Annotated in this window: 16 protein-coding genes and 1 pseudogene; 11 read left to right on the top strand and 6 right to left on the bottom strand. The window is 59.4% G+C overall.

Going from position 1 to position 22,150, the window contains the following annotated elements; genetic code table 11:
• The first annotated feature begins 430 nt into the window (after nt 1–430).
• The 4 genes from AB4N48_RS19990 (at nt 431) to AB4N48_RS19975 (ending at nt 9,924) form a co-directional block, all read left to right on the top strand.
• Nucleotides 431–2,224 carry a DUF1302 domain-containing protein gene (locus AB4N48_RS19990; protein WP_460094214.1) on the top strand — a complete coding sequence of 598 codons (1,794 nt, stop codon included), beginning with the start codon at nt 431–433 and terminating at the stop codon, nt 2,222–2,224.
• A gap of 23 nt (nt 2,225–2,247) precedes the next feature.
• Nucleotides 2,248–3,615 (top strand): DUF1329 domain-containing protein, encoded by a 1,368-nt coding sequence (locus AB4N48_RS19985; RefSeq protein WP_039759308.1) that lies wholly within the window; start codon nt 2,248–2,250, stop codon nt 3,613–3,615.
• 138 nt (nt 3,616–3,753) lie between these two features.
• Entirely contained in the window at nt 3,754–6,306 is a 2,553-nt protein-coding gene (locus tag AB4N48_RS19980; RefSeq protein ID WP_460094213.1) for a LuxR C-terminal-related transcriptional regulator, read from the top strand.
• Between the two features lie 153 nt (nt 6,307–6,459).
• Nucleotides 6,460–9,924, top strand: coding sequence for a dermonecrotic toxin domain-containing protein (locus tag AB4N48_RS19975; protein WP_460094212.1), 3,465 nt, complete (start codon nt 6,460–6,462; stop codon nt 9,922–9,924).
• Nucleotides 9,925–9,950: 26 nt separating this feature from the next.
• On the opposite strand, the gene AB4N48_RS19970 is transcribed toward AB4N48_RS19975, so the two are convergent.
• Nucleotides 9,951–10,730, bottom strand: a complete 780-nt coding sequence (locus AB4N48_RS19970) for an IclR family transcriptional regulator (RefSeq protein ID WP_056782991.1) — start codon at nt 10,728–10,730, stop codon at nt 9,951–9,953.
• Between the two features lie 163 nt (nt 10,731–10,893).
• Between AB4N48_RS19970 and hmgA the strand changes: the two genes are divergently transcribed.
• The 3 genes from hmgA to maiA are packed head-to-tail and all read left to right on the top strand — an operon-like array spanning nt 10,894 to nt 14,154.
• Complete coding sequence (gene hmgA / locus AB4N48_RS19965; RefSeq protein WP_323621681.1) at nt 10,894–12,198, top strand: homogentisate 1,2-dioxygenase; 1,305 nt, start codon at nt 10,894–10,896, stop codon at nt 12,196–12,198.
• Nucleotides 12,199–12,201: 3 nt separating this feature from the next.
• Nucleotides 12,202–13,506: a fumarylacetoacetase gene (gene fahA, locus AB4N48_RS19960; RefSeq protein ID WP_460094211.1), complete on the top strand. Its 1,305-nt coding sequence runs from the start codon at nt 12,202–12,204 to the stop codon at nt 13,504–13,506.
• Nucleotides 13,507–13,518: 12 nt separating this feature from the next.
• Nucleotides 13,519–14,154 carry a maleylacetoacetate isomerase gene (gene maiA / locus AB4N48_RS19955; RefSeq protein WP_056782996.1) on the top strand — a complete coding sequence of 212 codons (636 nt, stop codon included), beginning with the start codon at nt 13,519–13,521 and terminating at the stop codon, nt 14,152–14,154.
• Nucleotides 14,155–14,293: 139 nt separating this feature from the next.
• On the opposite strand, the gene AB4N48_RS19950 is transcribed toward maiA, so the two are convergent.
• Nucleotides 14,294–15,097 (bottom strand): SirB1 family protein, encoded by an 804-nt coding sequence (locus tag AB4N48_RS19950; RefSeq protein ID WP_056782998.1) that lies wholly within the window; start codon nt 15,095–15,097, stop codon nt 14,294–14,296.
• A gap of 184 nt (nt 15,098–15,281) precedes the next feature.
• Between AB4N48_RS19950 and AB4N48_RS19945 the strand changes: the two genes are divergently transcribed.
• Entirely contained in the window at nt 15,282–16,301 is a 1,020-nt protein-coding gene (locus AB4N48_RS19945; RefSeq protein WP_041479665.1) for a Glu/Leu/Phe/Val dehydrogenase family protein, read from the top strand.
• A gap of 155 nt (nt 16,302–16,456) precedes the next feature.
• On the opposite strand, the pseudogene AB4N48_RS19940 reads toward AB4N48_RS19945, so the two are convergent.
• Nucleotides 16,457–16,711, bottom strand: a pseudogene (locus AB4N48_RS19940) (YebG family protein); the annotation flags it as partial.
• A 336-nt stretch (nt 16,712–17,047) separates the two neighbouring features.
• Here AB4N48_RS19940 and AB4N48_RS19935 point away from each other — a divergent pair.
• Nucleotides 17,048–17,548, top strand: coding sequence for a phosphate-starvation-inducible protein PsiE (locus tag AB4N48_RS19935; protein ID WP_039759287.1), 501 nt, complete (start codon nt 17,048–17,050; stop codon nt 17,546–17,548).
• Here the strand turns inward: AB4N48_RS19935 and AB4N48_RS19930 are convergent.
• Entirely contained in the window at nt 17,545–17,862 is a 318-nt protein-coding gene (locus AB4N48_RS19930) for a DUF3509 domain-containing protein (protein WP_016771632.1), read from the bottom strand. The genes AB4N48_RS19935 and AB4N48_RS19930 overlap by 4 nt on opposite strands.
• 263 nt (nt 17,863–18,125) lie before the next feature.
• Nucleotides 18,126–19,502, bottom strand: a complete 1,377-nt coding sequence (locus AB4N48_RS19925) for an L-serine ammonia-lyase (protein ID WP_460094210.1) — start codon at nt 19,500–19,502, stop codon at nt 18,126–18,128.
• 135 nt (nt 19,503–19,637) lie between these two features.
• Here AB4N48_RS19925 and AB4N48_RS19920 point away from each other — a divergent pair, with 135 nt between their 5' ends.
• Both AB4N48_RS19920 and AB4N48_RS19915 read left to right on the top strand, forming a co-directional pair.
• The gene (locus AB4N48_RS19920) at nt 19,638–20,585 is read left to right on the top strand and encodes a LysR substrate-binding domain-containing protein (protein ID WP_016771630.1); all 948 of its coding nucleotides are present in this window, start codon (nt 19,638–19,640) and stop codon (nt 20,583–20,585) included.
• A 200-nt stretch (nt 20,586–20,785) separates the two neighbouring features.
• Nucleotides 20,786–21,193, top strand: coding sequence for an HPF/RaiA family ribosome-associated protein (locus AB4N48_RS19915; RefSeq protein WP_016771629.1), 408 nt, complete (start codon nt 20,786–20,788; stop codon nt 21,191–21,193).
• A 10-nt stretch (nt 21,194–21,203) separates the two neighbouring features.
• Here AB4N48_RS19915 and AB4N48_RS19910 read toward each other — a convergent pair whose 3' ends face one another.
• Nucleotides 21,204–22,112 carry a hypothetical protein gene (locus AB4N48_RS19910; RefSeq protein WP_460094209.1) on the bottom strand — a complete coding sequence of 303 codons (909 nt, stop codon included), beginning with the start codon at nt 22,110–22,112 and terminating at the stop codon, nt 21,204–21,206.
• Between the last annotated feature and the right edge of the window lie 38 nt (nt 22,113–22,150).

Genomic DNA, 22,150 nt, shown 5'->3' with positions numbered 1-22,150 from the left:
AAGGCCGCTGCAAACGCAGCGGCCAAGGTAAGACGTTGGATCAAGGAGCTACAAATCAACGTCAGTGAACACCGGGGCGGTAAACCGAAAACATCGATTCATCCAGAATCTGTAGCCAGTCGCTCGCGATTCAGCGTGGCGAGCTTGGCGCTTTGCGGCGTGTGCCGGGGAAGCGCGCTCAGAATAAGGTCTCAAGCCTGTAGGAAAAATACCGATTCCAGACATGCACTGTTACGGGGCGCGCAACAGTGGCGTGCGCATGGATGGCGCTGATGACGCGCTATCCAGCCAGTCCATGAATCGCCCCAGGCCCCGCCGTACAAGGCCATTCATCCTTTCGAGCGACAACGCAAATACCTCCTTGGTGCGCTTATCGACCGCTTCACCCGGCAGTAGGGTGGGGCCTTCTGTCACTCACCGGGGAAGACGCATGACAAAAACAACAATGCGCGCCATCTTCACACCGCAGGCGCTGGCCGCTGCGGTGGCTCTGGGTTGCTGCACCCAGACGCAAGCGGTCGCCTTCAACATCGGCGAAATCGAAGGCACCTTCGACTCGTCACTTTCGGTCGGCGCGAGCTGGGGTCTGCGCGATGCCGACAACTCGCTGGTCGGCACGGTCAATGGCGGCAGCGGACAATCGTCCACCGGTGATGACGGGCGCCTGAATTTCAAGAAGGGCGAAACCTTTTCGAAGATCTTCAAGGGCATCCATGACCTCGAACTGAAGTACGGCGATACCGGCGTGTTCGTGCGGGGCAAATACTGGTACGACTTCGAACTCAAGGACGAAGACCGCGAGTTCAAACAGATCAGCGACAGCGGCCGCAAGGAAGGCGCCAAGTCTTCCGGCGCGCAGATCCTCGATGCCTTCGTCTATCACAACTACGCCATCGCCGATTTGCCCGGCACCGTGCGGGCCGGCAAGCAGGTGGTGAGCTGGGGCGAAAGTACCTTCATCGGCAACTCGATCAACAGCATCAACCCGGTCGACGTCTCGGCATTCCGCCGTCCCGGTGCCGAGATCAAGGAAGGCCTGATTCCGGTGAACATGCTGTTTGGCTCGCAGAGCCTGACCGACAAACTCTCGGTCGAAGGCTTCTACCAACTGGAGTGGGACCAGACCGTTCTCGACAACTGCGGCACGTTCTTCGGCGTCGACGTGGCGGCGGACGGTTGCAACAACGGCTACACCGTCGGCAGCCCAGCGGTGGCGCCACTGGTGCCGCTGACCACCGCGTTCGGCCAAGGCATTCAGGTCACCCGCGAAGGCGTGGTGATCCCCCGTGGCGGCGATCGTGATGCGCGCGATTCCGGGCAGTGGGGCACGGCGCTGCGCTGGCTCGGCGACGACACTGAGTACGGCCTCTACTTCATGAACTACCACAGCCGTACGCCGACGGTCGGCACCACCACGGCAGGGCTGTCGACACTGGCGGCGTTGCCAGGCATGGTCGGCATTGCCAACGGCCTCGCGCCTGGCAGTGGTGCGGGGCTGGCGCAAAGCGTGATGCTCGGGCGCGGTCAGTATTACCTCGAATACCCGGAAGACATTCGTCTGTACGGCGCCAGTTTTTCCACCACGCTGCCCACCGGCACCGCGTGGACCGGCGAGATCAGCTACCGGCCGAACGCGCCGGTGCAGGTCAACACCAACGACCTGACCCTGGCGCTGGTCAACCCGATTGCCGGCGGCACCGCATCGCCACTCGCCACTTCGCCGGGTGCCGACAACAAAGGCTACCGGCGCAAGGAAGTCACGCAAATCCAGAGCACCCTCACACACTTCTTCGATCAGGTGCTCGGCGCCGAACGCTTGACCGTGGTCGGCGAAGCAGCGGTGGTGCATGTCGGTGGTCTGGAGTCACGCAGTGAGTTGCGTTATGGCCGTGATTCGGTCTACGGCCAGTATGGTTTCGGCGGCGATACCGACGGCTTCGTCACCTCGACTTCTTGGGGCTATCGCGCCCGGGCGATTCTCGATTACGCCAACGTCATCGGTGGGATCAACCTCAAGCCCAACCTGTCGTGGTCGCACGACGTCGCCGGTTACGGCCCCAACGGACTGTTCAACGAAGGTGCGAAAGCCATCAGCTTCGGCGTCGATGCCGACTACCGCAACACCTACACCGCGAGTCTGAGTTACACCGACTTTTTCGGTGGCGACTACAACGTCCTCGAAGACCGTGACTTCGTGGCCCTGAGCTTCGGCGTGAACTTCTGATCTGCCCGAGAAGGATGACTGCAATGCGCAAAACGATTCTGCAATGTGGCGTGCTGGCCTTGAGTCTGCTGGCCGCCAACGTGATGGCGGCGGTGTCGCCGGATGAAGCGAACAAACTCGGCACCAGCCTGACCCCGCTCGGCGCCGAGAAGGCCGGCAATGCGGACGGTTCGATTCCGGCCTGGACCGGCGGCATCCCGAAAAACGCCGGTGCGGTGGACAGCAAGGGCTTCCTCGCCGACCCGTTTGCCAACGAAAAACCGCTGTTCACCATCACCGCCGCGAACGTCGAGCAGTACAAAAGCAAGCTCTCCGATGGCCAGGTGGCGATGTTCAAACGTTACCCGGAAACCTACAAGATCCCGGTCTACCCGACCCACCGCACTGTGGGCGCGCCGGCGGAAATCTATGAGTCGGCCAAGCGCAGCGCGCTGAACGTCAACGCGATCAACGACGGCAACGGCCTGGCCAATTTCACCGGCAACCGCTACTACGCCTTCCCGATTCCGAAGAACGGCGTCGAGGTGCTGTGGAACCACATCACCCGCTACCACGGTGGCAATCTGCGGCGGATCATCACCCAGGTCACACCGCAGACCAACGGCAGTTACACGCCGATCCGCTTCGAAGAAGAGATCGCCGTGCCGCAACTGATGAAAGACATCGACCCGGAAAAAGCCGCCAACGTGCTGACCTTCTTCAAGCAATCGGTGACCGCCCCGGCGCGGCTGGCCGGTAACGTGCTGCTGGTGCACGAAACCCTCGATCAGGTGAAGGAACCGCGTCTGGCGTGGATCTACAACGCCGGTCAGCGCCGGGTCCGGCGCGCACCGCAAGTGGCCTATGACGGCCCGGGTACAGCGGCCGATGGCCTGAGGACTTCCGACAACTTCGACATGTTCTCCGGTGCTCCGGATCGCTATGACTGGAAACTGGTCGGCAAGAAGGAAATGTACATTCCCTACAACAGCTACAAGCTCGACTCGCCGAAGCTCAAGTACGACGACATCGTCAAGGCCGGGCACATCAATCAGGACCTGACCCGTTACGAACTGCACCGCGTCTGGGAAGTGATCGGCACGGTGAAACCGAACGAGCGGCACATCTACGCCAAGCGCCACATGTACATCGACGAGGACAGCTGGCAAGTGGCACTGGCCGATCACTACGACGGTCGCGGGCAACTGTGGCGCGTTGCCGAAGGTCACGCCCAGTACTACTACGATCATCAGGCTCAGGCTTACACGCTGGAAGCGCTCTACGACATCATTGCCGGCCGCTACATTGCGTTGGGCATGAAGAACGAAGAGAAGCACAGCTTCGAATTCGGTTTTGAAGCCAAGGCTGCCGATTACACACCTTCGGCCCTGCGCGCCGAGGGCGTGCGCTAACGGCTCTGCTGTACCGCTGGACAAAAGGCGACCGCACGGTCGCCTTTTTTATGGCCATCAATCAGCGTGCTGAATACTCGTCAACAAGGGCGCGGGAGAGGGCTAGGGTGAGCGCACAACGATAAGAAGGCTCACCCGATGACCGCCATGACCCCGTGCCTGGATCGACCCGGATTTTTGCCGAGGCTTTCTTCACATCATCAGCCTCGCAGTCGCTTGACTGCGCCTTTGCTGACATCGAACGCACGGGTCAGGCTGTTGTGCGCGCCGGCAGGCAGTGGTAAAACCGCACTGCTCACCGAATGTCTTCTTCAGGTGCGCGCGGAGTGCGAGGCAATCTGGCTGCCGCTGGCGGGAGCGACGCTCAGCAGCGAAGAATTTTGCCTGCGTCTGACGCGGGCGCTCGGGCTGGTCGAAGGCCTTGATGATACGCAGCTGATGGCGGAACTGGCCCATTGGTCGAGGCCGACGTCGCTGTTTATCGACGATTACAGTCGGCTGCCGGATCCGGCTGTGGATGCTCTGCTGGATCGCTTGCTGGCGGTCAGCAGCCCGGCGCTCACCTGGTGGATCAGCACTCGCCGTCGGCCGCAGTGCAACTGGCCGCGCCTGTTGCTCGATGACGAACTCTACGAATTCGAGAGCGCCAGCCTGGCGCTGACTCACGATGAAGTTGTATCGGTGTTGCACCATTTGCCGCTTGACCAGGCGGACCGCGTCGCCACCCGTATCATCCAGCGTACTGGCGGTTGGTGCGCGGGGTCGCGCATGGCGCTCCTGCAGAAATGCGACTGGTCGCAAAACCTGCAACCGCAGCAGCGTGTCGACACTCTGCTCGATTATCTGCAGCATGAACTGTTCAGCAACCTGACGCCGGAGCAGGACGAGGCATGGCGTGTGCTGGCTCACCTGCCACGGTTCAATGCGCCGTTATGCGAGCATTTGTTCGGCGCCGGCGAAGGCGCGCGGCTGCTGCACGATCTGCAGGTGTTGGGCTGCTTTATCGAGCCATGGCAGCAATCCGCTGACTGGCTCCAGGTGTTCCGCCCGCTGTCGCGAATCATCCAGGAGTCGCACTGGCCGTGTGCGCGTTCCTGGCACCGGCGCGCCTGTCAGTGGTTCAGCGCGACGCAGGATTGGCGAGCGGCGTTCGAGCAAGCGTTGTTGGCCGAGGAATACGAAACTGCCGTCAGCCTGTTGCAGCATTTCGGCTTCGAAGACTTGTTCGAAGACCAGACCGTCGTCCTGCTGTTGCGTTTGCACGAGCAGCAAAGCCAGCAGCTGACCCTGATGACACCACAGCTGATCGTGCTGGTCACGGGCGCCTTATTGTTTGCCGGCCGGTTCGAACAGGCCGGGCAATGCCTGGCTCATCTCGGCCGCTTCATGCCGCAGCCGACAGCGCAACTGGAGCAGCAACTGCTGGCCCGCTGGCAGGCGCAACAGGGATGGCTGTTTCACCTGCAAGGGCAAATGGAGCCGGCACGCGCCTGCTTTCAGGAGGCTTTGTCTGCACTGGCTGACGGTGCCTGGCAGGCGCGTTTGATGTGCCTGTCGGGACTGACCCAGCAGGCGTTACTGTGCGGCGAGCTGGATCAGGCCCATGCCCTCAACCGCGAGGCGCTGTGCCTGGCGCGGGCTCATGGCTCCTTGCTGTTCGAAGGCTTGCTTGAGCTTGACCATGCGCAATGGCTCGAGCAGCGGGGCGCGCCTTTGCGTGCCGAAAGCCTGCTGGTGGAGATCGAGCACTTGCTGCGCCAGCGCGCCACGCTGCCCGTGCCACTGCTCGGCCGGATTGCCCTGCGGCGCGGACGACTGGCGCTGTGCATGGGCCTTGAAGAGCAGGCTGCGCAGTTGTTCAGCGAAGGCCTTGAAGATTGCTTGCGCAGCCACGACAAGAGGGTCTTGTACGGCTACCTCGGGCAAGCGCAACTGGCCGGCAATCGCGGCGATTATGCCGGCGCTTTCGAACGCCTGCGCGAGGCCGAAAGGGTCATGCAGCAGCGGCAGATTCCCGATACGGTCTATCGCGGTGTTATGTTGCAGGTGAGCAGCCAGTTCTGGTTGCAGCAGGGCCGACCGCATCTTGCGCAAGAAGCGTTGAGCCGACTGTTACGGCATTACCGGGGACCTTCGGCGTTGCAGGCGCCACCCGCGACGTTCGAACTGATTATTCGCATCGAATACCTGCTGGCCTGCGCGAATGCGCAATCGGACCCGGACGAAACCGCTCGGCCCTCCATTGAACGATTGCTGAAACGTGCTCAGGCCAAGGGCATGTTGGCGGCGGAAACGGAGCTGTTGCTGGCCTTCGCCCAGTTGGCCGAAGCGCACGGTGACACGGTGGCGGCGCAGCAAGCGTTCCAGCGAGCCGTAACGCTGGCGGAGCGTTGCCGATTGCAGCAAGCCGTGCGCGAGTGGGAATTACGCCGAGGTAGCCTCACTGGGTCTGGCAAGGAGGTTTCTGCCTGGCCACGGGAAAACGATGATCAGGCGCCTGGCCTCAGTCGGCGCGAACGGGAAGTGCTGATGTTGATTGCTCAAGGGGCTTCTAATCAGCAAGTTGCCGAACAACTGTTTATTTCATTACATACAGTAAAAACCCATGCGAGAAGGATTAACGGTAAGTTGGGTGTAGAACGCAGAACCCAGGCTGTGGCGAAAGCCAAGTTGATGGGGATACTGGTTTAGCTTTGTAAATTTCAGTAGCACAACATGGTGTTCGTTGTTGGGTGGCATGTTTTGTAATTTGTTCGAGCTTCATGTCGGCTGAAAAAGAAACTACCTTGCAATTATCGGCGGTGGCTGCACTTGCAGCTCTGGATAATCAAGTAAGGAAAGTTTGTGGCCAAGTTATATAAAAGTTTGATGCGTGGTTCTTTCGGTGAGCAGGTTACCTGGCCGGAAGAGTGGGAAAAGGCAACACAGGCTAAAACAGATCTGTTCAAGATCATCGACGCCATGCCGAGCGTGCTGGATATTCTGCGCAACATGCTTGAAGGTGAATTGAAGCGTCTGGGCAAAACAGTTGATATCGACAAGGTCTATATCAATACGGATCCTGCTTTCCCTGCCGATGAAAATCGGCCATCAGGCACTCTTTGGGAGGTGACGGTTCATTGTCTGAATAACCATATAAGTCCTGCCTATATTATGGGTGGCGATGGGGTTTTTGTTCTGCCGGATACGTTCAGTGAGCAATTCAAAGTCAAGGTGCTCAATACCATTGTTGTTGAAGATCTGATCGCTGCTGTAACTGCCGGACTGGAAAAAACATTGCGAGCCGAGATCGCAAAGTTCTGGGCTGCGCCAGCGAAACCCGTCCATGCCGACAATGCACCGCTGTCGAACAAACAGGCTTTCATCAAGGCCTATGCCGTGGTCACCGGTGCAGAGCTGTCGCTGTCGGTCATGGCCAACAATTTCGATGCCCGATTGGGCGAGCGATTCGCTCATCTGCTGGAAGCAGATGCCGGTCGCGCAGCGTTTGAAGTCAACCTGCAACCGGCACAGGATTATCTTCTGGTGCGCCAGCCCTGTTTCGTTCTGGACAACGCCGAGCGTGCGGTCGCAGAGATGCAACTGGTCAACGAGTCGACTTCCTATCTGCTGCACACGCCGGAAAACGGCTTCGAGTTCTTTGAAAGAAATACCGATTTGCACAGCAAACTTCAGCAGAGACTTTCCCTGCGTAGCGAGCAGATCAGTTATCCAAAAGCCACGCAAAGTCCTCATGTCTTTTGTGTCGACACTCACCTCAAAGGTCAGCTTGAAAATGTTTCATCCTTGATCAGGGGCCGGGAACAACTGGAAAAACCACTGATCTCCATGCTTCAAGAGAATCAACGCCTGCATGTGCTGCGTTACGGCATCGACACCCGCTTTTATCTGCTTTGGGCAGCACTGAAGCGCACCGACTGGCCGCTTTGGCTGCATGCCGCTGGTAGCGATGTTCAACAACGTTATAGCGAGCTTGAAGAATCCAAAGACCAGTATGAGGCTGCATATTCGAGCGCGTTCGATACGTGTTTTTCTTTCAAGGACTATGTGCTGCGCACGTTCTCCGCATGGGCGCAGAGGGCCTTTGACGAACGCCTGGATCCTGAAGCGATCAGTGTCCATAGCTCGTACACTTTGCAGATTGCCGGACGGACCATCGAGCAGGAAGAAACCCGGACGCTGACGGAGTTTCTTGTTTTCGGTCTGCACGACAATGGTTACAAAGCGACTCTGACCATCATCGGCGCTCCCGACGGAAGTCGGCTGACGGCAGTAGCGCTCGAGCAGTGGCTGGAAAATCGTAATCTGCGCCTGGAGTTTACCGGCAGTCTTGCATACTCGCCGTCGGTTGCTTGGCAGGAGGCCTATCGCAACTATCTCTTCAGCCAGATGGAGTTTGCAGTTTTTGTAGCTCGCCAGTCCGGGAAGCTGGATTCCACCGATGCGAACATCATCGCGCGAGCCATGGCCAACGACCCTGCGGTGACTATTCAGGGCTTGAAAATCAGGCTGCAAGTCCCAGCATTGAAAGATGTTCTGATGATTTCGGCCAAAGAATACGCACCGTCGCTGATGTTGGTCAAAACAGCTGACGGGCAATTCGAACTGCAGAAATTTTCCGATATCTACGCGGCGAACCGCTGGCTGGAGTCGGCATTGTCGGCGGATCGTGAATACGCCGCATTGATGATTCATCCCGACTACCTGCACGAGGCGGGTGAGTTGCTTGGCAGCGCTGGTACTCAACTGAGCTACCGCTACACGCTTGATAGCCGGCCGGTCGATCTTTATCTGAACGCCAAGGCACCTTTGGCGGACTACGTAAATGTCGCCTACCGAGCCGAAGTTGCGCTGCACAAGGCCATTGCACCGGCAGCTTATCGGGCGCTTGGCATTGAGGGGCGCAAGCGCTATTCGCGTCTGACAACCGAACTCAAGGCGCTGTCCACGGTTGATGCACGAGACAATGGTTTTCCGACATTCGAGCAGTTCACCTATGACGCGGTGAAAGCCCAGATAGAAGACCTATTGCGTTCGCGCGGCAGCAACATTTCGGTCAATCCCGACCAGATCATTATTCAGACCGAAGAGTTTCGTAAGAGCGTTACCGACGTCTTGCTTGAGGGACTCGCTTTCGAAGCGGTGCATCCGGCCTATGAAACCAAGTACAGCCCCAAATATTACTTGGTGAATGGACATCCCCTCGTTGAAAAACTGGATATCCGGGATTTGTCTTCGCTATCGAAAACCTTCCGCCCTGGTGACCGATACAGCGCGATGCTGGAAGAGCAATATCTGAACAAGGCTCATCCTGATCACGCTTTCAAGCGCGCGGTACACGCCCGGAAAATCCGCTGTGAGATGTATCGCAATGCGTTTGCCGATTTCACCAACGGCAGATTATCGACAGAGTCTTTCTCTGCTGTCCAAGGGGTTATCGATAACCTGAAAGAGAGTGGCGGTTATCAGTCGGTAGGGACCAGCACCGCCGAAGGTGATATCGGGCTGTACAAATTCAATATTGGCGCGCTGGGTCTGACGACTCCTGGGGACCGCGCGGTTGGCGGCGTTTATATTTTTCGACTGAAGTTGTCGTCAGGTTTCTTCGACTTGCTCTATACGCCTGACGCGCCGGATCAAGTCAACTTCCGGCCGATCGCTGAGTTCATTCCTTCGATTCGTTTTCGAAAAGGCCCGTTCAGGAACTATTACAGCGAGCGGATACTGCTGGTTGACCAGAAAGTGACCAATGACTACTTCGATAATCTGGTCGCAACGGTTGATACCCGACCGGTCATTCGCACACAGCAGCGTTCGTTACTGCCCGATCTGTTCACTTTCCATGACGAGCGAGTGCGCCGTGTATTGAGTGACATCGACGAACGGACCACCAGTCTCAACGAAATAATCGCCGGTGTGGTTTATGAAAATCTGTTGAAGGCCGCAAACATTGTCAGCCTGCTGGTGCCACCCGTAGGCACTGTGGTGGTGGCTGTGCAGGTGATGAAAAGCATCTACGACGCGTCGCAGTCGCACCGGCGCGGTGATTATTCCGCCGCGCTGGGGCATGTGCAGGATGTATTGAGCGGACTGCTGACATTGGGTCAGGCTGCAGCGGCGGGGGCGCCGGCTAAAGAACTTACCCGTGCGCAACGCTCGTTTCTCAGTCTGTTTGAAGACGCCCGCACGGTCGCGGAGCTGGTTACGTATTACACCGGCCATGAAGACCCCGCCGATGAACTGATCGGGTTCTTCAAGTCACTGATGCAAGAGGCTGAGTCTGCATTAAGCAAGACCACGGTTCGCTGAGCCGTTTCGAGCGCTCATAGTCTGATTTATCTTTCGTAACCCATGCGCCAACTCACGGCCCGGGTCGCAGCCAACAACCGCTGCGCCGCCGGGCCGTTTTCGTCGGCGTGGAACAGTGAGGTCGGGCCGACGATGGTCAGCACCGCAGCGATCTGGCCGACCGCGTTGAACACTGGCGCAGAAAGCGCATCCACACCCGGCATCAACAAACCATGCACGTGATGCAGACCGCGTTCGCGGATCTGTTCACACAGCGCTGCATAGGCTTTTTCGTCCTTGAGGGGATGCTTCTCGACAGCGATCTCCTGCTCGCGCAATTCATCGGTTTCCCGGTGCGGCAGGTAAGCGCTGAACACCAGCCCGGTGGACGAGCTGAGCAGTGGCAGCACCGAACCCAACTGCGTCACCACCGTCACCGCGCGCACCGCCGGTTCAATGTGCACGACGGTTGCGCCCTGATTGCCCCACACCGCGAGAAAGCAGGTTTCGTTGAGTTCATCGCGCAGCTCGGACAGCGGCAGGGCGGCAACTTTCAGCACGTCCATGCTGTTGAGCGCGGCCAGGCCCACGCGCAGTGCTTCGCGACCGAGGCCGTAATGGTTGGTGGCGGTGTTCTGTTCGGCAAATCCGGAGGCTATCAACGCCTGCAAATAGCGATGCACCTTGCTTGCCGGCATCTGCACATGTTCGGCCAGACGCGACAGCGAAGTCGACGGTGACAACTCGGCCAAAGCCTTGAGGATGTCGGTGCCGACTTCGGCGGAGCGGACTTTCTGTTTGCCGTTGCTGTCGCTGGTTTTTTCCATGGGGCTGGCGGTTCCGGTTCGAATGGGCGTCTTTATAGCTTGACGCTGGATAGCGAGCAAATTACGTTATGCGTAATCAGATTACGATAATAACAACCCCGGCGTGCCGAGAACTCTGAGCCAGAGCGATGGGCCACTGCCGACTCCCTGTTCAGGAGGCTCCATGAACCCCGATTCAACCGCGCAGGACCTGGTTTACCAGTCCGGCTTCGGCAACGAATTCAGCACTGAAGCGTTGCCCGGCGCGCTGCCCGTTGGCCAGAATTCCCCGCAGAAAGCCCCGTACGGCCTGTATACCGAGCTGTTCTCCGGCACCGCGTTCACCATGCCGCGCAGCGAAGCGCGGCGCACCTGGATGTACCGGATTCAGCCGTCGGCCAACCACCCGGCGTTCGTCAAACTGGAACGGCAACTGGCCGGCGGACCTTTGGGTGAAGTGACGCCCAATCGCCTGCGCTGGAATCCACTGGAGCTGCCGACCGAGCCAACGGATTTCATCGATGGTCTGGTCAGCATGGCGGCCAATGCTGGCGCCGAAAAACCTTCCGGCATCAGCATTTATAACTACACCGCCAACCGTTCAATGGAGCGTGTGTTCTTTAACGCCGATGGGGAAATGCTGCTGGTGCCGCAACTCGGTCGCCTGCGTATCGCCACCGAACTGGGCGTACTCGAAGTGGCGCCGCTGGAAATCGTCGTTCTGCCGCGTGGCCTGAAATTTCGCGTCGAACTGCTCGATCCACAGGCTCGCGGCTACCTCGCCGAGAACCACGGCGCGCCGCTGCGCCTGCCGGATCTGGGGCCGATCGGCAGCAACGGTCTGGCCAATCCACGGGATTTCCTCACCCCGGTCGCTGCCTACGAAAACCTGCAGCAACCGACTACTTTGGTGCAGAAATTCCTTGGCCAGTTGTGGGCCACCGAACTCAATCACTCACCGCTCAATGTGGTCGCCTGGCACGGCAACAACGTGCCGTACAAATACGACCTGCGCCGTTTCAACACCATCGGCACGGTGAGTTTCGATCACCCTGATCCTTCAATTTTCACTGTACTGACCTCGCCGACCAGCGTGCACGGTCTGGCCAACCTCGATTTCGTGATCTTCCCGCCGCGCTGGATGGTCGCCGAAAACACCTTCCGGCCACCGTGGTTCCATCGCAACCTGATGAACGAATTCATGGGCCTGATCCAGGGCGAATACGACGCCAAGGCCGAAGGCTTCGTGCCCGGCGGCGCGTCGCTGCACAGCTGCATGAGCGCCCACGGCCCGGACGGCGAAACCTGCACCAGGGCGATCAACGCCGAGCTTGCACCTGCAAAAATCGATAACACCATGGCCTTCATGTTCGAGACCAGCCAGGTGCTTCGTCCAAGTCGTTTCGCCCTCGAATGCCCACAGTTGCAACCCAGTTACGACGCTTGCTGGGCGACGCTGCCCGCCACGTTCGACCCGACCCGGAGATAACCCATGACACAGAATTCCATCCCCCGCAGTTGGGTCGCTTCGGCCAACGGTCACAGCGATTTCCCCTTGCAGAATCTGCCGCTGGGCGTGTTCAGCCTGGACGGTTCGGCGCCTCGCGCGGGCGTAGCGATCGGCGAGCACATTTTCGATTTGCAGGTGGCGCTTGAGGCCGGTCTGTTCGACGGTATCGCACGCAGTGCGGTGGAAGCCATGCACGGCGGGCAGTTGAACGCGTTCTTTGAACTTGGCCGTGAGGCGCGGGTGGCCCTGCGCGAACGCCTGATCGAACTGTTCAGTGAAGGCAGCACCCTGCGTGGCAACATCGAAGCGCAAGGCGCGAAACTCTTGCCGTTGGCTGCCGATTGCCAGATGCACCTGCCGGCACGGATCAGCGATTACACCGACTTCTACGTCGGCATCGAGCACGCGCAGAACGTCGGCAAACTGTTCCGCCCGGATAACCCGCTGCTGCCGAACTACAAGCACGTGCCGATCGGTTACCACGGTCGCGCTTCCACGGTGCGAGCGTCCGGCACCGACGTGCGCCGGCCGAAAGGCCAGACGCTGCCGGCCGGCCAGACCGAACCGGTATTCGGTCCATGCGCGCGTCTGGATTACGAACTGGAACTGGGTATCTGGATCGGCCAGGGCAATGAGATGGGCGAGCCGATTGCCATCGGTGACGCTGCCGAGCACATCGCCGGTTTCTGCCTGCTCAACGACTGGTCGGCGCGGGATATCCAGGCTTGGGAATACCAGCCACTCGGCCCATTCCTGTCGAAGAGTTTCATCACCAGCGTCTCGCCGTGGGTGGTGACGGCTGAAGCACTGGAACCATTCCGCACGGCGCAACCGGCCCGCCCTGAAGGTGATCCGCAGCCGCTGCCGTATCTGCTCGACAAGCGCGATCAGGATGGCGGCGCCTTCGACATCGAGCTGGAAGTGCTGTTGCGTACCGAAACCATGCGCGAGCAGAACCTGCCCGCCCATCGCCTGACCCTGAGCAACACCCGCTACATGTACTGGACAGTCGCGCAAATGGTTGCGCATCACAGCGTCAACGGTTGCCAGTTGCAGGCCGGCGATCTGTTCGGTTCGGGCACTTTGTCCGGCCCGGAAAACGGCCAGTTTGGCAGCCTGCTGGAGATTACCGAGGGCGGTAAGAAACCGATCGAACTGGCTTCCGGCGAAGTGCGCAAATTCCTTGAGGACGGTGACGAAATCATCCTGCGTGCCCGCTGCGCCCGCGACGGTTTTGCCTCGATCGGCTTCGGCGAATGTCGCGGCACCGTGATCGCTGCGCGCTGACGGGAGCGGCTTATGGATCTCTATGGCTATTACCGTTCCACTTCGTCGTATCGGGTGCGCATTGCGCTGGCGTTGAAGGGCCTCGATTACCAGGCGTTGCCGGTCAACCTGATCGCACCGTCGGGCGGTGAACATCGGCAACCGGCGTATCTGGCGCTCAATCCGCAGGGCCGGGTGCCGACCTTGCGCACCGATGATGGTGCGCTGCTGATTCAATCGCCGGCGATCATCGAGTATCTGGAAGAGCGATACCCGCAGGTGCCGTTGCTGCCGGATGATCTGCTGGCGCGCGCGCAGGTGCGCGGTGTCGCGGCGGTGATCGGCTGCGATGTGCACCCGCTGCACAACGTCAGCGTGCTCAATCGCCTGCGCCAGGCGGGGCAGAATGAGGCGCAAGTGGTGGAGTGGATCAGCCATTGGATCAGCCAAGGGCTGGCAACGGTGGAGCAGTTGATCGGCGACAGCGGTTTCTGTTTTGGCGAATGGCCGTGCGTGGCAGATGTGTATCTGATTCCGCAGTTGTATGCGGCTGAGCGGTTCAACGTCAGCCTGGAGGCGTATCCGAAAATTTGCCGTGTGGCTGCGTTGGCGGCTGAACATCCGGCGTTTATCAAGGCGCATCCTGCCAATCAACCAGACACCCCGTAATTCCTGTGGGAGCGAGCCTGCTCGCGAAGACGGAGTGTCAGTCGCTGTTCATTCAGCTGACACACCGCTTTCGCGAGCAGGCTCGCTCCCACACAGGTTTGTGTGGGCCTCAAGGATGGTGGCAGCCTGCGGAAGGTAGTTAATGCACGACGGAGTTGGGCGGCAGATGGCCGAGGCGTTCGGTCAGGCGCAGGCGCTGGATCGGGTCTTCGCTGAGCAATAATGCATGCTCCAGATCGAAGCGTTCAGCGTTCGGGCAATCCAGCCGTTGATACAGACTGGCCCGGGCCATGTAATCGGAGGCCTTCGCATCGCCCAGTTCGAGCACTCGTTCTGCGTCGATCAGCGCGGCGATGTGATCGTCGTGGGTCAGGTGCAATTGGCGCAGGTTGCGTGACAGACGTTGCAGCATCTGCACCGGCGTTGCGCTCAGCAAATGTTCGGCGCTGAGCTGCATGTTCGGCCCGTATTGGCGTTGCAACAGTTCTCGGCAGTCATTGGGATACAGTCGCCGCCCGCCGCAAGGATCGAGCAAGTGGTCGGCGCCGGGTACCCGCAGCAGAAAATGTCCGGGGAAGTTGACCCCGACCAGAGGAATCTCCAACCCACGCGCCAATTCCAGTGCGATCAACGCCAATGCCAACGGCTGACCGCGTTGGGTGTGCAACACGCGATGCAGCAGCGCCGCCTGCGGGCGCAGCGGCAGGAAATCATCCTGCGCGAAACCGAGATCGACCATGCGTCGCAACAGCGGTTGCGCCAGTTCGCTGACCGGCAGCATCGGCAGCCCATAGCTGACGCGTAGTTGCAGATCCTTGAAGGTGCGCAACCATGCCTCGGGCTCGAGGGTTTTGTCGTGCTCGGCACTTATCCACAGCGCAGCTTCCAGCAGGGCCGGCGGTGAACGATGCAGGCATTCGAAAAAGCGTTGGCGCGCACTCATCAAAATCTCCCTCCAATGCCTCGTTTTAGCCCCGTCCGGGTTGTTCGTCCAGTGCCGGGCTCACTGAGCGCGAGTTATAGCGGCGCAGCATTGTCCGCTCGGCGGCTCATGCCGGTGTGCGCCAGCAATTTTCAGGGGCAAGCCTATACTGGCGTTCTACAAGAAGTGATTCGGGAGCCTGTCGATGTTCGCTCTCATGCAAAGCACTCGCCTGGAATCGCTGCACCTGAGCGTGGACCCGGCCACCGGGTTGAAGGCGGTCATTGCCATTCATAACAGCCATCTGGGGCCAGCCCTGGGTGGGTGCCGTTACCTTGCCTATCCCAACGACGAATCTGCGGTCGAGGACGCCATTCGCCTGGCGCAAAACATGAGCTACAAAGCGGCGCTCGCCGGCCTCGCGCAAGGTGGCGGGGTGGCGGTGATCGTGCGCCCGGCCCATGTCGAGAATCGCGCCGCGTTGTTCGAGGCTTTCGGACGTTGCATCGAGCAACTCGACGGCCGCTATATCACCGCCATCGACAGCGGTACGTCAGTGGCGGACATGGACTGCATTGCCCAGCAGACCCGCCACGTTACCAGCACCACTTCGGCAGGCGACCCGGCGCCGCATGCGGCCATGGGCGTGTTCGCCGGCATACGCGCCACGGCGATGGCGCGCCTGGGCAGCGACAACCTCGAAGGTCTGCGCGTTGCCATCCAGGGGCTTGGCAATGTCGGTTTTGCGCTGGCCGAGCAACTGCACGCGGCAGGCGCCGAGTTGCTCGTCAGTGACATCGACCACGGCAAGGTGCAACTGGCGATGGAGCAGCTCAATGCTCACCCGATCGCCAACGACGCATTGCTCAGCACGCCGTGCGACATTCTCGCGCCGTGCGGGTTGGGCGGTGTGCTCAACAGTCACAGCGTTTCACAGCTGCGCTGCTCGGCGGTGGCCGGTTCGGCGAACAATCAACTTTCCCATCTGGATGTGGCGGATCAACTGGAACGGCGCGGGATTCTTTATGCGCCGGATTATGTGATCAATGCCGGCGGGCTGATTTACGTATCGCTTAAACATCGCGGTGAGGAGTTGCCGACGATTACGGCGCATCTGTCGAAAATCAGTTCGCGGCTGACCGAAGTCTTCGCCCATGCTCAGGCGGAAAAACGTTCGCCGGCGCGGGTGGCGGATGAGTTGGCCGAAAAGGTTTTGTATCGCTGAAAGCAAAAGATCGCAGCCTTCGGCAGCTCCTACATTCCGAGTGCAGGAGCTGCCGAAGGCTGCGATCTTTCTAATTACTTCGGCGCTTTCGCTGGTTTGGCTGGCTTCGCCGGCGCCTCATCAGGTTCTGCCGCTTCAGCTTTTTCGACAGGCTCGGCCGGCGCATTGATCAGCTCCGACAGCGCATCGGGCTGGCTCTTGAACGCTCTGGCGAACACATCGCGATTCTTCGCCATGTAGATCCCGGCTTCTTCCACTTGCTGTTCAGTCAGGGACGGAACGGCTTTTTGCAGCACATCGGCCAGATATTCGGCCAGTTCGAGCATTTTGTCATGACGATCAGCTTCGGCTTTATCCATGAACAAGCGCTCCAGATCTCGGCTGCTGCGGTATACCACTTCGACGGCCATTCACCACCTCACATGCCTTCACATTAAGTTGTCTTGACGACTACTGTATCCATATACAGCGAAAAGGATAAGCGAATCCCTGCGCCATGGGTAGTGGCTTTTCAATGTAGACCGGATTTGGCATTTGTCAGGGGTAGGGCGTGCGGCTATTCGCGAGCAGTCTCGCCCCCACAGAAACTCCAGCGGTGCGACCAAACGCCACGGCGCGGGATTTGCGGCGGATCGCCATGATGCGTGGCCCTGAACCTGCATGAAAACCGTTGCTACAAGGCGCGCGCGCAAAACCGTCACGCGCGATACGCATCATCCGCCCGAAACGGGCTAAGGAAACTCATCGTGAAAATAAATTGGGCCGAGAAACTGCGGCGTAACGTGCATCAACTGGCCGAGTCCCTGGGCAACCTGTTCGTCGAAACCTTTCACTATCTGGCGCTGTTCGCCATCGGTGCGGTGACAGCGTGGGCGGCGGTGATGGAGTTTCTCGGGATGCTCGAAGTCGGGCACATCAAGATCGATGACATTCTGTTGCTGTTCATCTATCTGGAACTGGGCGCGATGGTCGGGATTTATTTCAAGACCAACCACATGCCGGTGCGCTTCCTGATCTACGTGGCGATCACTGCACTGACGCGCCTGCTGATCTCCAACGTCTCGCACCACAACCCGCCGGACATGGGCATTATCTACCTGTGCGGCGGCATTCTGCTGCTGGCGTTTGCGATCCTGGTGGTGCGTTACGCTTCGTCGCAATTCCCCTCAGTGAAGATCGAGAACCCGCAGCGCAAGCTCGGCACGGGCTCCAGCGAACATCCTGAAGTGGAGAAGGGCGAGCTTTAAAGGCCCGCCGCCTGGCCCGGCTGGCCCTTGACGCGTGGCGGTGGCGGGGTCAGCCCGGCGCCGCTGGTCATGGCTTCGAGAATCGACATGGCGCTGTGGCCCTGTTCGATGGCGATGCCGAACTGGATGCTTTGCACCAGCCTCTTCAAACGCTCGGGATCGTTGCGCTGTTCGGCGCTGATCATGCGCTTGGCCACGATGCGCCCCGCGTTGGACAGCGTCAGCATGATGCTGCCGTCCAGGCCCTGAATGCTCAGATTGATCTGATAGTCCGGCGCGAAAGCATCGGTAATGATCTGAAATGGGTTGTCCATGATGCGTCACCGCCTGATTGAACGTGCAGTTGTTGACCGGCCATGATCTGATTTGGTTCGCAACACCAGACCACTGGCATCTCGTTCGCTGAGGTTTGCAATGTCCGTTTGCCTCAAGGGTGATGTAGCAAGGCGCATGCCGGAAAAATTGTCGAACAATAAACACGGCGAAAAAAACGGCGAGCCTCGGGGCTCGCCGTTTTTTGTGGCGCGTTTTCAGGGCAGGAATGAGCGGATGATCGCTGACAGTGCAGTCAGGCCGATCAGCACTCCACCCAGTTCACCGCCAGCCCGCCCCGCGAGGTTTCCTTGTACTTGTCGTGCATGTCGGCGCCGGTGTCGCGCATGGTGCGGATCACCCGGTCGAGGGAAATGAAGTGATTGCCGTCGCCGCGCAGGGCCATTTGCGTGGCGTTGATCGCCTTCACCGCCGCGATGGCATTGCGCTCGATGCACGGCACTTGCACCAGGCCACCGACCGGATCGCAGGTCAGGCCGAGGTTGTGTTCCAGGCCGATTTCGGCAGCGTTCTCCAGTTGCTCCGGTGTCGCGCCGAGGACGTCGGCCAGGCCGGCGGCGGCCATTGCGCATGCCGAACCGACTTCGCCCTGACAGCCGACCTCGGCACCGGAGATGGAGGCGTTTTTCTTGCACAAAATGCCCACGGCGGCTGCACCGAGAAAGAACGCGACGACGTCATCGTCAGACGCATCCGGATTGAATTTCATGTAGTAGTGCAGAACGGCCGGAATGATGCCGGCGGCGCCATTGGTCGGCGCGGTGACCATGCGCCCGCCGGCAGCGTTTTCTTCGTTGACGGCAAGGGCGAACAGGTTGACCCATTCCATTGCCGACAGGGTCGAACTGATCACATTCGGTTTGCCGATTTCCAACAGGCTGCGATGCAGTTTCGCCGCGCGGCGCGGTACTTTCAGACCGCCGGGCAGGATGCCTTCGTGGCGCAAACCTTGTTCGACGCACTCGCGCATCACTGACCAGATGTGCAGCAGGCCTTGGCGAATCTCGGCATCGCTGCGCCAGGCGCGCTCGTTGGCCATCATCAGTTCGGACACGCGCAGATTGTGCTTTTTGCACAAAGCGAGCAGTTCGGCGGCGCTGGAAAAATCGTAGGGCAACACCACGTCGCTGGCTGGCGCCACGCCAGACTCGGCTTCAGCCGCTTCGACGATGAAGCCGCCGCCCACCGAGTAATAGGTTTGCGTGAACAGCTCGGCGCTTTCGCCAAATGCGCTCAGCGACATGGCGTTGGGGTGGTAGGGCAAGCTCTCGTCGAGCAGCAGCAGATCGCTCTGCCAGTCAAACGCAATCGAGCGTTGACCGGCGAGGGACAGTTGTCCGGTTTCGCGCAGTTGCTGGATGCGTGGATCGATGGTCGAAGGATCGATGCTGTCCGGCCACTCGCCCATCAGGCCCATGACCGTCGCGCGATCGGTGGCATGGCCAACGCCGGTCGCAGACAGCGAGCCGTACAGACGAATTTCCACCCGTCGCACGTCATAGAGCAGATGTTGGTCGATCAGGGCCTGGGCAAACGTCGCCGCTGCACGCATCGGACCGACGGTATGGGAACTGGACGGGCCGATGCCCACTTTGAATAGATCGAAAACACTGATAGCCATGCTAAACCCTTACAAGCAATGGAGTAGGAATCGCTGCCATTTTTTGTCGGACAAGCGCAATGTCGGCGATACTGCCTGCCTCGCTTCGAGGTGACCAACGAAACCTCCTAAGACAGCCTTTAGCAGGACTAAACAATGAGTCGTCAATTGCATGCCCAGACCTACGTCTGGCTGCAGGTGTTTGCCTGTGCCGCGCGGCACCTGTCGTTCACCCGTTGTGCCGAAGAGCTGCACATCACCCCGGGCGCGGTCAGCCAGCAGATCCGCCAATTGGAAGAGCGCCTGGGCTTTCGCCTGTTTCATCGGCGCGCGCGGGGCGTTGAGTTGAGTGCACAGGGGCAGCGACTGGCGATTACCGTCAATGAAGCGTACGGCAGCATCGATGCGGAATTGCGCCGGCTGGACGCCGGGATGATCAGCGGAACTCTGCGGTTGCGGTCGATCCCGTCGTTTCTCGGCAAATGGCTGACTCCGCGCCTGCCGCGCTTGCAGCAACGCTTTCCGGATATCCAGTTGCGCCTGGTGGCCGAGGACAGCAGCGTGCCCCTGCATGAGGGCGATTTCGATCTGGCGATCGACCTCAACGATGGCAGCTACCCCGGATTGTTATCCACAGCCTTGCTCGACGAGCAGATATTTCCGGTGTGCGCGCCGAGCCTGCTGCGCGGGCGACCGCCGTTGCACGGTCCGGCGGATCTGGTGCATTTCCCGCTGCTGCACGACATTACCGCCTGGCGTGGCAGTTACGAGTATGCGGAATGGGAGTTCTACTTGAACGCGATCGGCTTCGAAGGCGCCGATGTGCGGCGCGGGCACACGTTCAATCGCAATCACCTGACCATTGAAGCGGCGATTGCCGGTATGGGCGTGGCGATTGCCCGGCGCACGTTGCTCAATGATGAGCTGGAGCGCGGCACTTTGATTGTGCCGTTCGGCTTGTCGGTGCCCAACCATAAACGCTACGTGCTGCTATATGCGCCGGGGGCGTTGAGCCATCCGGGCGTGCGCGCTGTGCATGACTGGCTGGTGGAAGAGGCGGGGATTTTTCGCAGCCTGCACCCGCTGAATGAGCAACAGATGTGAGCAGATTTTTCTACGGAGCGGGTCGACCCAACTCCCGACATTAACAGCGCCTCGCTCGGTTGTCCGGCTTTTTTTGCGAATGAATATTTTTCTTTTTTCAGGGGTTGAAATGTTCGTCGCTCGGGCCGATTGTTGTAACCAGGAGGTCAGGAAATTCAACTCAAGGCCTCCAGCGAGCTAGCTGAAATAAGGGATGAACTATGCAAATCCAAGTCAACAGCGATAACCATATTCAAAGCAGTAAGCGACTGGAGGAGTGGGTACGTACAACTATTGAGAGCACGCTCGACCGTTATGAAGAAGACCTGACCCGTGTCGAAGTCCACCTGAGCGACGAGAACGGCGAGAAACCAGGTCCCCATGACTTGCGCTGCCAACTGGAAGCGCGGCCAAAAGGCCACCAACCGATTTCCGTGACTCATAAAGCCGATTCGCTGGAACAGGCGATCGACGGTGCTGCCGAGAAACTCGAGCACAAACTGGATCATCTGTTCGGCAAACTGCGAGGTAAACCACGCGCCGCTGTAGTGCCATTTACCGGCAAAGCCAACGACAAGCTGTTGGCGGAAGAATTTGACGAGAACGAACAGGCAGCGATCAACAGTTGATGCGCTGATTTCACAAGTAACCAAAGGAGAACGGGCCTGCTGATGCAGGCCCGTTTTTTGTTTGTGGTGTTGGTGATTGCTCGCAGGGTTTAAGACCGTAGCCCCTCACCCCAGCCCTCTCCCGAGGGAGAGGGAGCCGATCCCGGTTGTTTTCAAGTCCAGCGTTCGGCTCGATATTGCAGGCGAGCGTAAATCGTAAATACACCTCGGTCAGTCCCTCACCCTCTGGGAGAGGGAGCCGATCCCGGTTGTTTTCAGGTCCAGCGTTCGGCTCGATACTGCAGGCGAGCGCAATTCGTAAATACACCTCGGTCAGTCCCTCACCCTCTGGGAGAGGGGGCCGATCCCGGTTGTTTTCAAGTCCAGCGTTCGGCTCGATATTGCAGGCGAGCGTAAAGCGTAAATACACCTCGGTCAGTCCCTCACCCTCTGGGAGAGGGAGCCGATCCCGGTTGTTTTCAAGTCCAGCGTTCGGCTCGATATTGCAGGCGAGCGTAAAGCGTAAATACACCTCGGTCAGTCCCTCACCCTCTGGGAGAGGGAGCCGATCCCGGTTGTTTTCAAGTCCAGCGTTCGGCTCGATATTGCAGGCGAGCGTAAATCGTAAATACACCTCGGTCAGTCCCTCACCCTCTGGGAGAAGGGGCCGATCCCGGTTGTTTTCAAGTCCAGCGTTCGGCTCGATATTGCAGGCGAGCGTAAAGCGTAAATACACCTCGGTCAGTCCCTCACCCTCTGGGAGAGGGGGCCGATCCCGGTTGTTTTCAAGTCCAGCGTTCGGCTCGATATTGCAGGCGAGCGTAAAGCGTAAATACACCTCGGTCAGTCCCTCACCCTCTGGGAGAGGGGGCCGATCCCGGTTGTTTTCAAGTCCAGCGTTCGGCTCGATATTGCAGGCGAGCGTAAATCGTAAATACACCTCGGTCAGTTCCCTCTCCCTTTGGGAGAGGGTTAGGG

The sequence above is a fragment of the Pseudomonas sp. S2_C11 genome, assembly GCF_054668395.1.
This window is presented reverse-complemented; position numbering and strand designations above follow the sequence as displayed.

What these genes read in the sequence shown, in the direction of transcription:
- AB4N48_RS19990 (WP_460094214.1), top strand. Translation starts at nt 431, where the DNA reads ATGACAAAAACAACAATGCGCGCCATCTTCACACCGCAGGCGCTGGCC.
- AB4N48_RS19985 (WP_039759308.1), top strand. Translation starts at nt 2,248, where the DNA reads ATGCGCAAAACGATTCTGCAATGTGGCGTGCTGGCCTTGAGTCTGCTG.
- AB4N48_RS19980 (WP_460094213.1), top strand. Translation starts at nt 3,754, where the DNA reads ATGACCGCCATGACCCCGTGCCTGGATCGACCCGGATTTTTGCCGAGG.
- AB4N48_RS19970 (WP_056782991.1), bottom strand. Translation starts at nt 10,730, where the DNA reads ATGGAAAAAACCAGCGACAGCAACGGCAAACAGAAAGTCCGCTCCGCC.
- hmgA (WP_323621681.1), top strand. Translation starts at nt 10,894, where the DNA reads ATGAACCCCGATTCAACCGCGCAGGACCTGGTTTACCAGTCCGGCTTC.
- fahA (WP_460094211.1), top strand. Translation starts at nt 12,202, where the DNA reads ATGACACAGAATTCCATCCCCCGCAGTTGGGTCGCTTCGGCCAACGGT.
- maiA (WP_056782996.1), top strand. Translation starts at nt 13,519, where the DNA reads ATGGATCTCTATGGCTATTACCGTTCCACTTCGTCGTATCGGGTGCGC.
- AB4N48_RS19950 (WP_056782998.1), bottom strand. Translation starts at nt 15,097, where the DNA reads ATGAGTGCGCGCCAACGCTTTTTCGAATGCCTGCATCGTTCACCGCCG.
- AB4N48_RS19945 (WP_041479665.1), top strand. Translation starts at nt 15,282, where the DNA reads ATGTTCGCTCTCATGCAAAGCACTCGCCTGGAATCGCTGCACCTGAGC.
- AB4N48_RS19930 (WP_016771632.1), bottom strand. Translation starts at nt 17,862, where the DNA reads ATGGACAACCCATTTCAGATCATTACCGATGCTTTCGCGCCGGACTAT.
- AB4N48_RS19925 (WP_460094210.1), bottom strand. Translation starts at nt 19,502, where the DNA reads ATGGCTATCAGTGTTTTCGATCTATTCAAAGTGGGCATCGGCCCGTCC.
- AB4N48_RS19920 (WP_016771630.1), top strand. Translation starts at nt 19,638, where the DNA reads ATGAGTCGTCAATTGCATGCCCAGACCTACGTCTGGCTGCAGGTGTTT.
- AB4N48_RS19915 (WP_016771629.1), top strand. Translation starts at nt 20,786, where the DNA reads ATGCAAATCCAAGTCAACAGCGATAACCATATTCAAAGCAGTAAGCGA.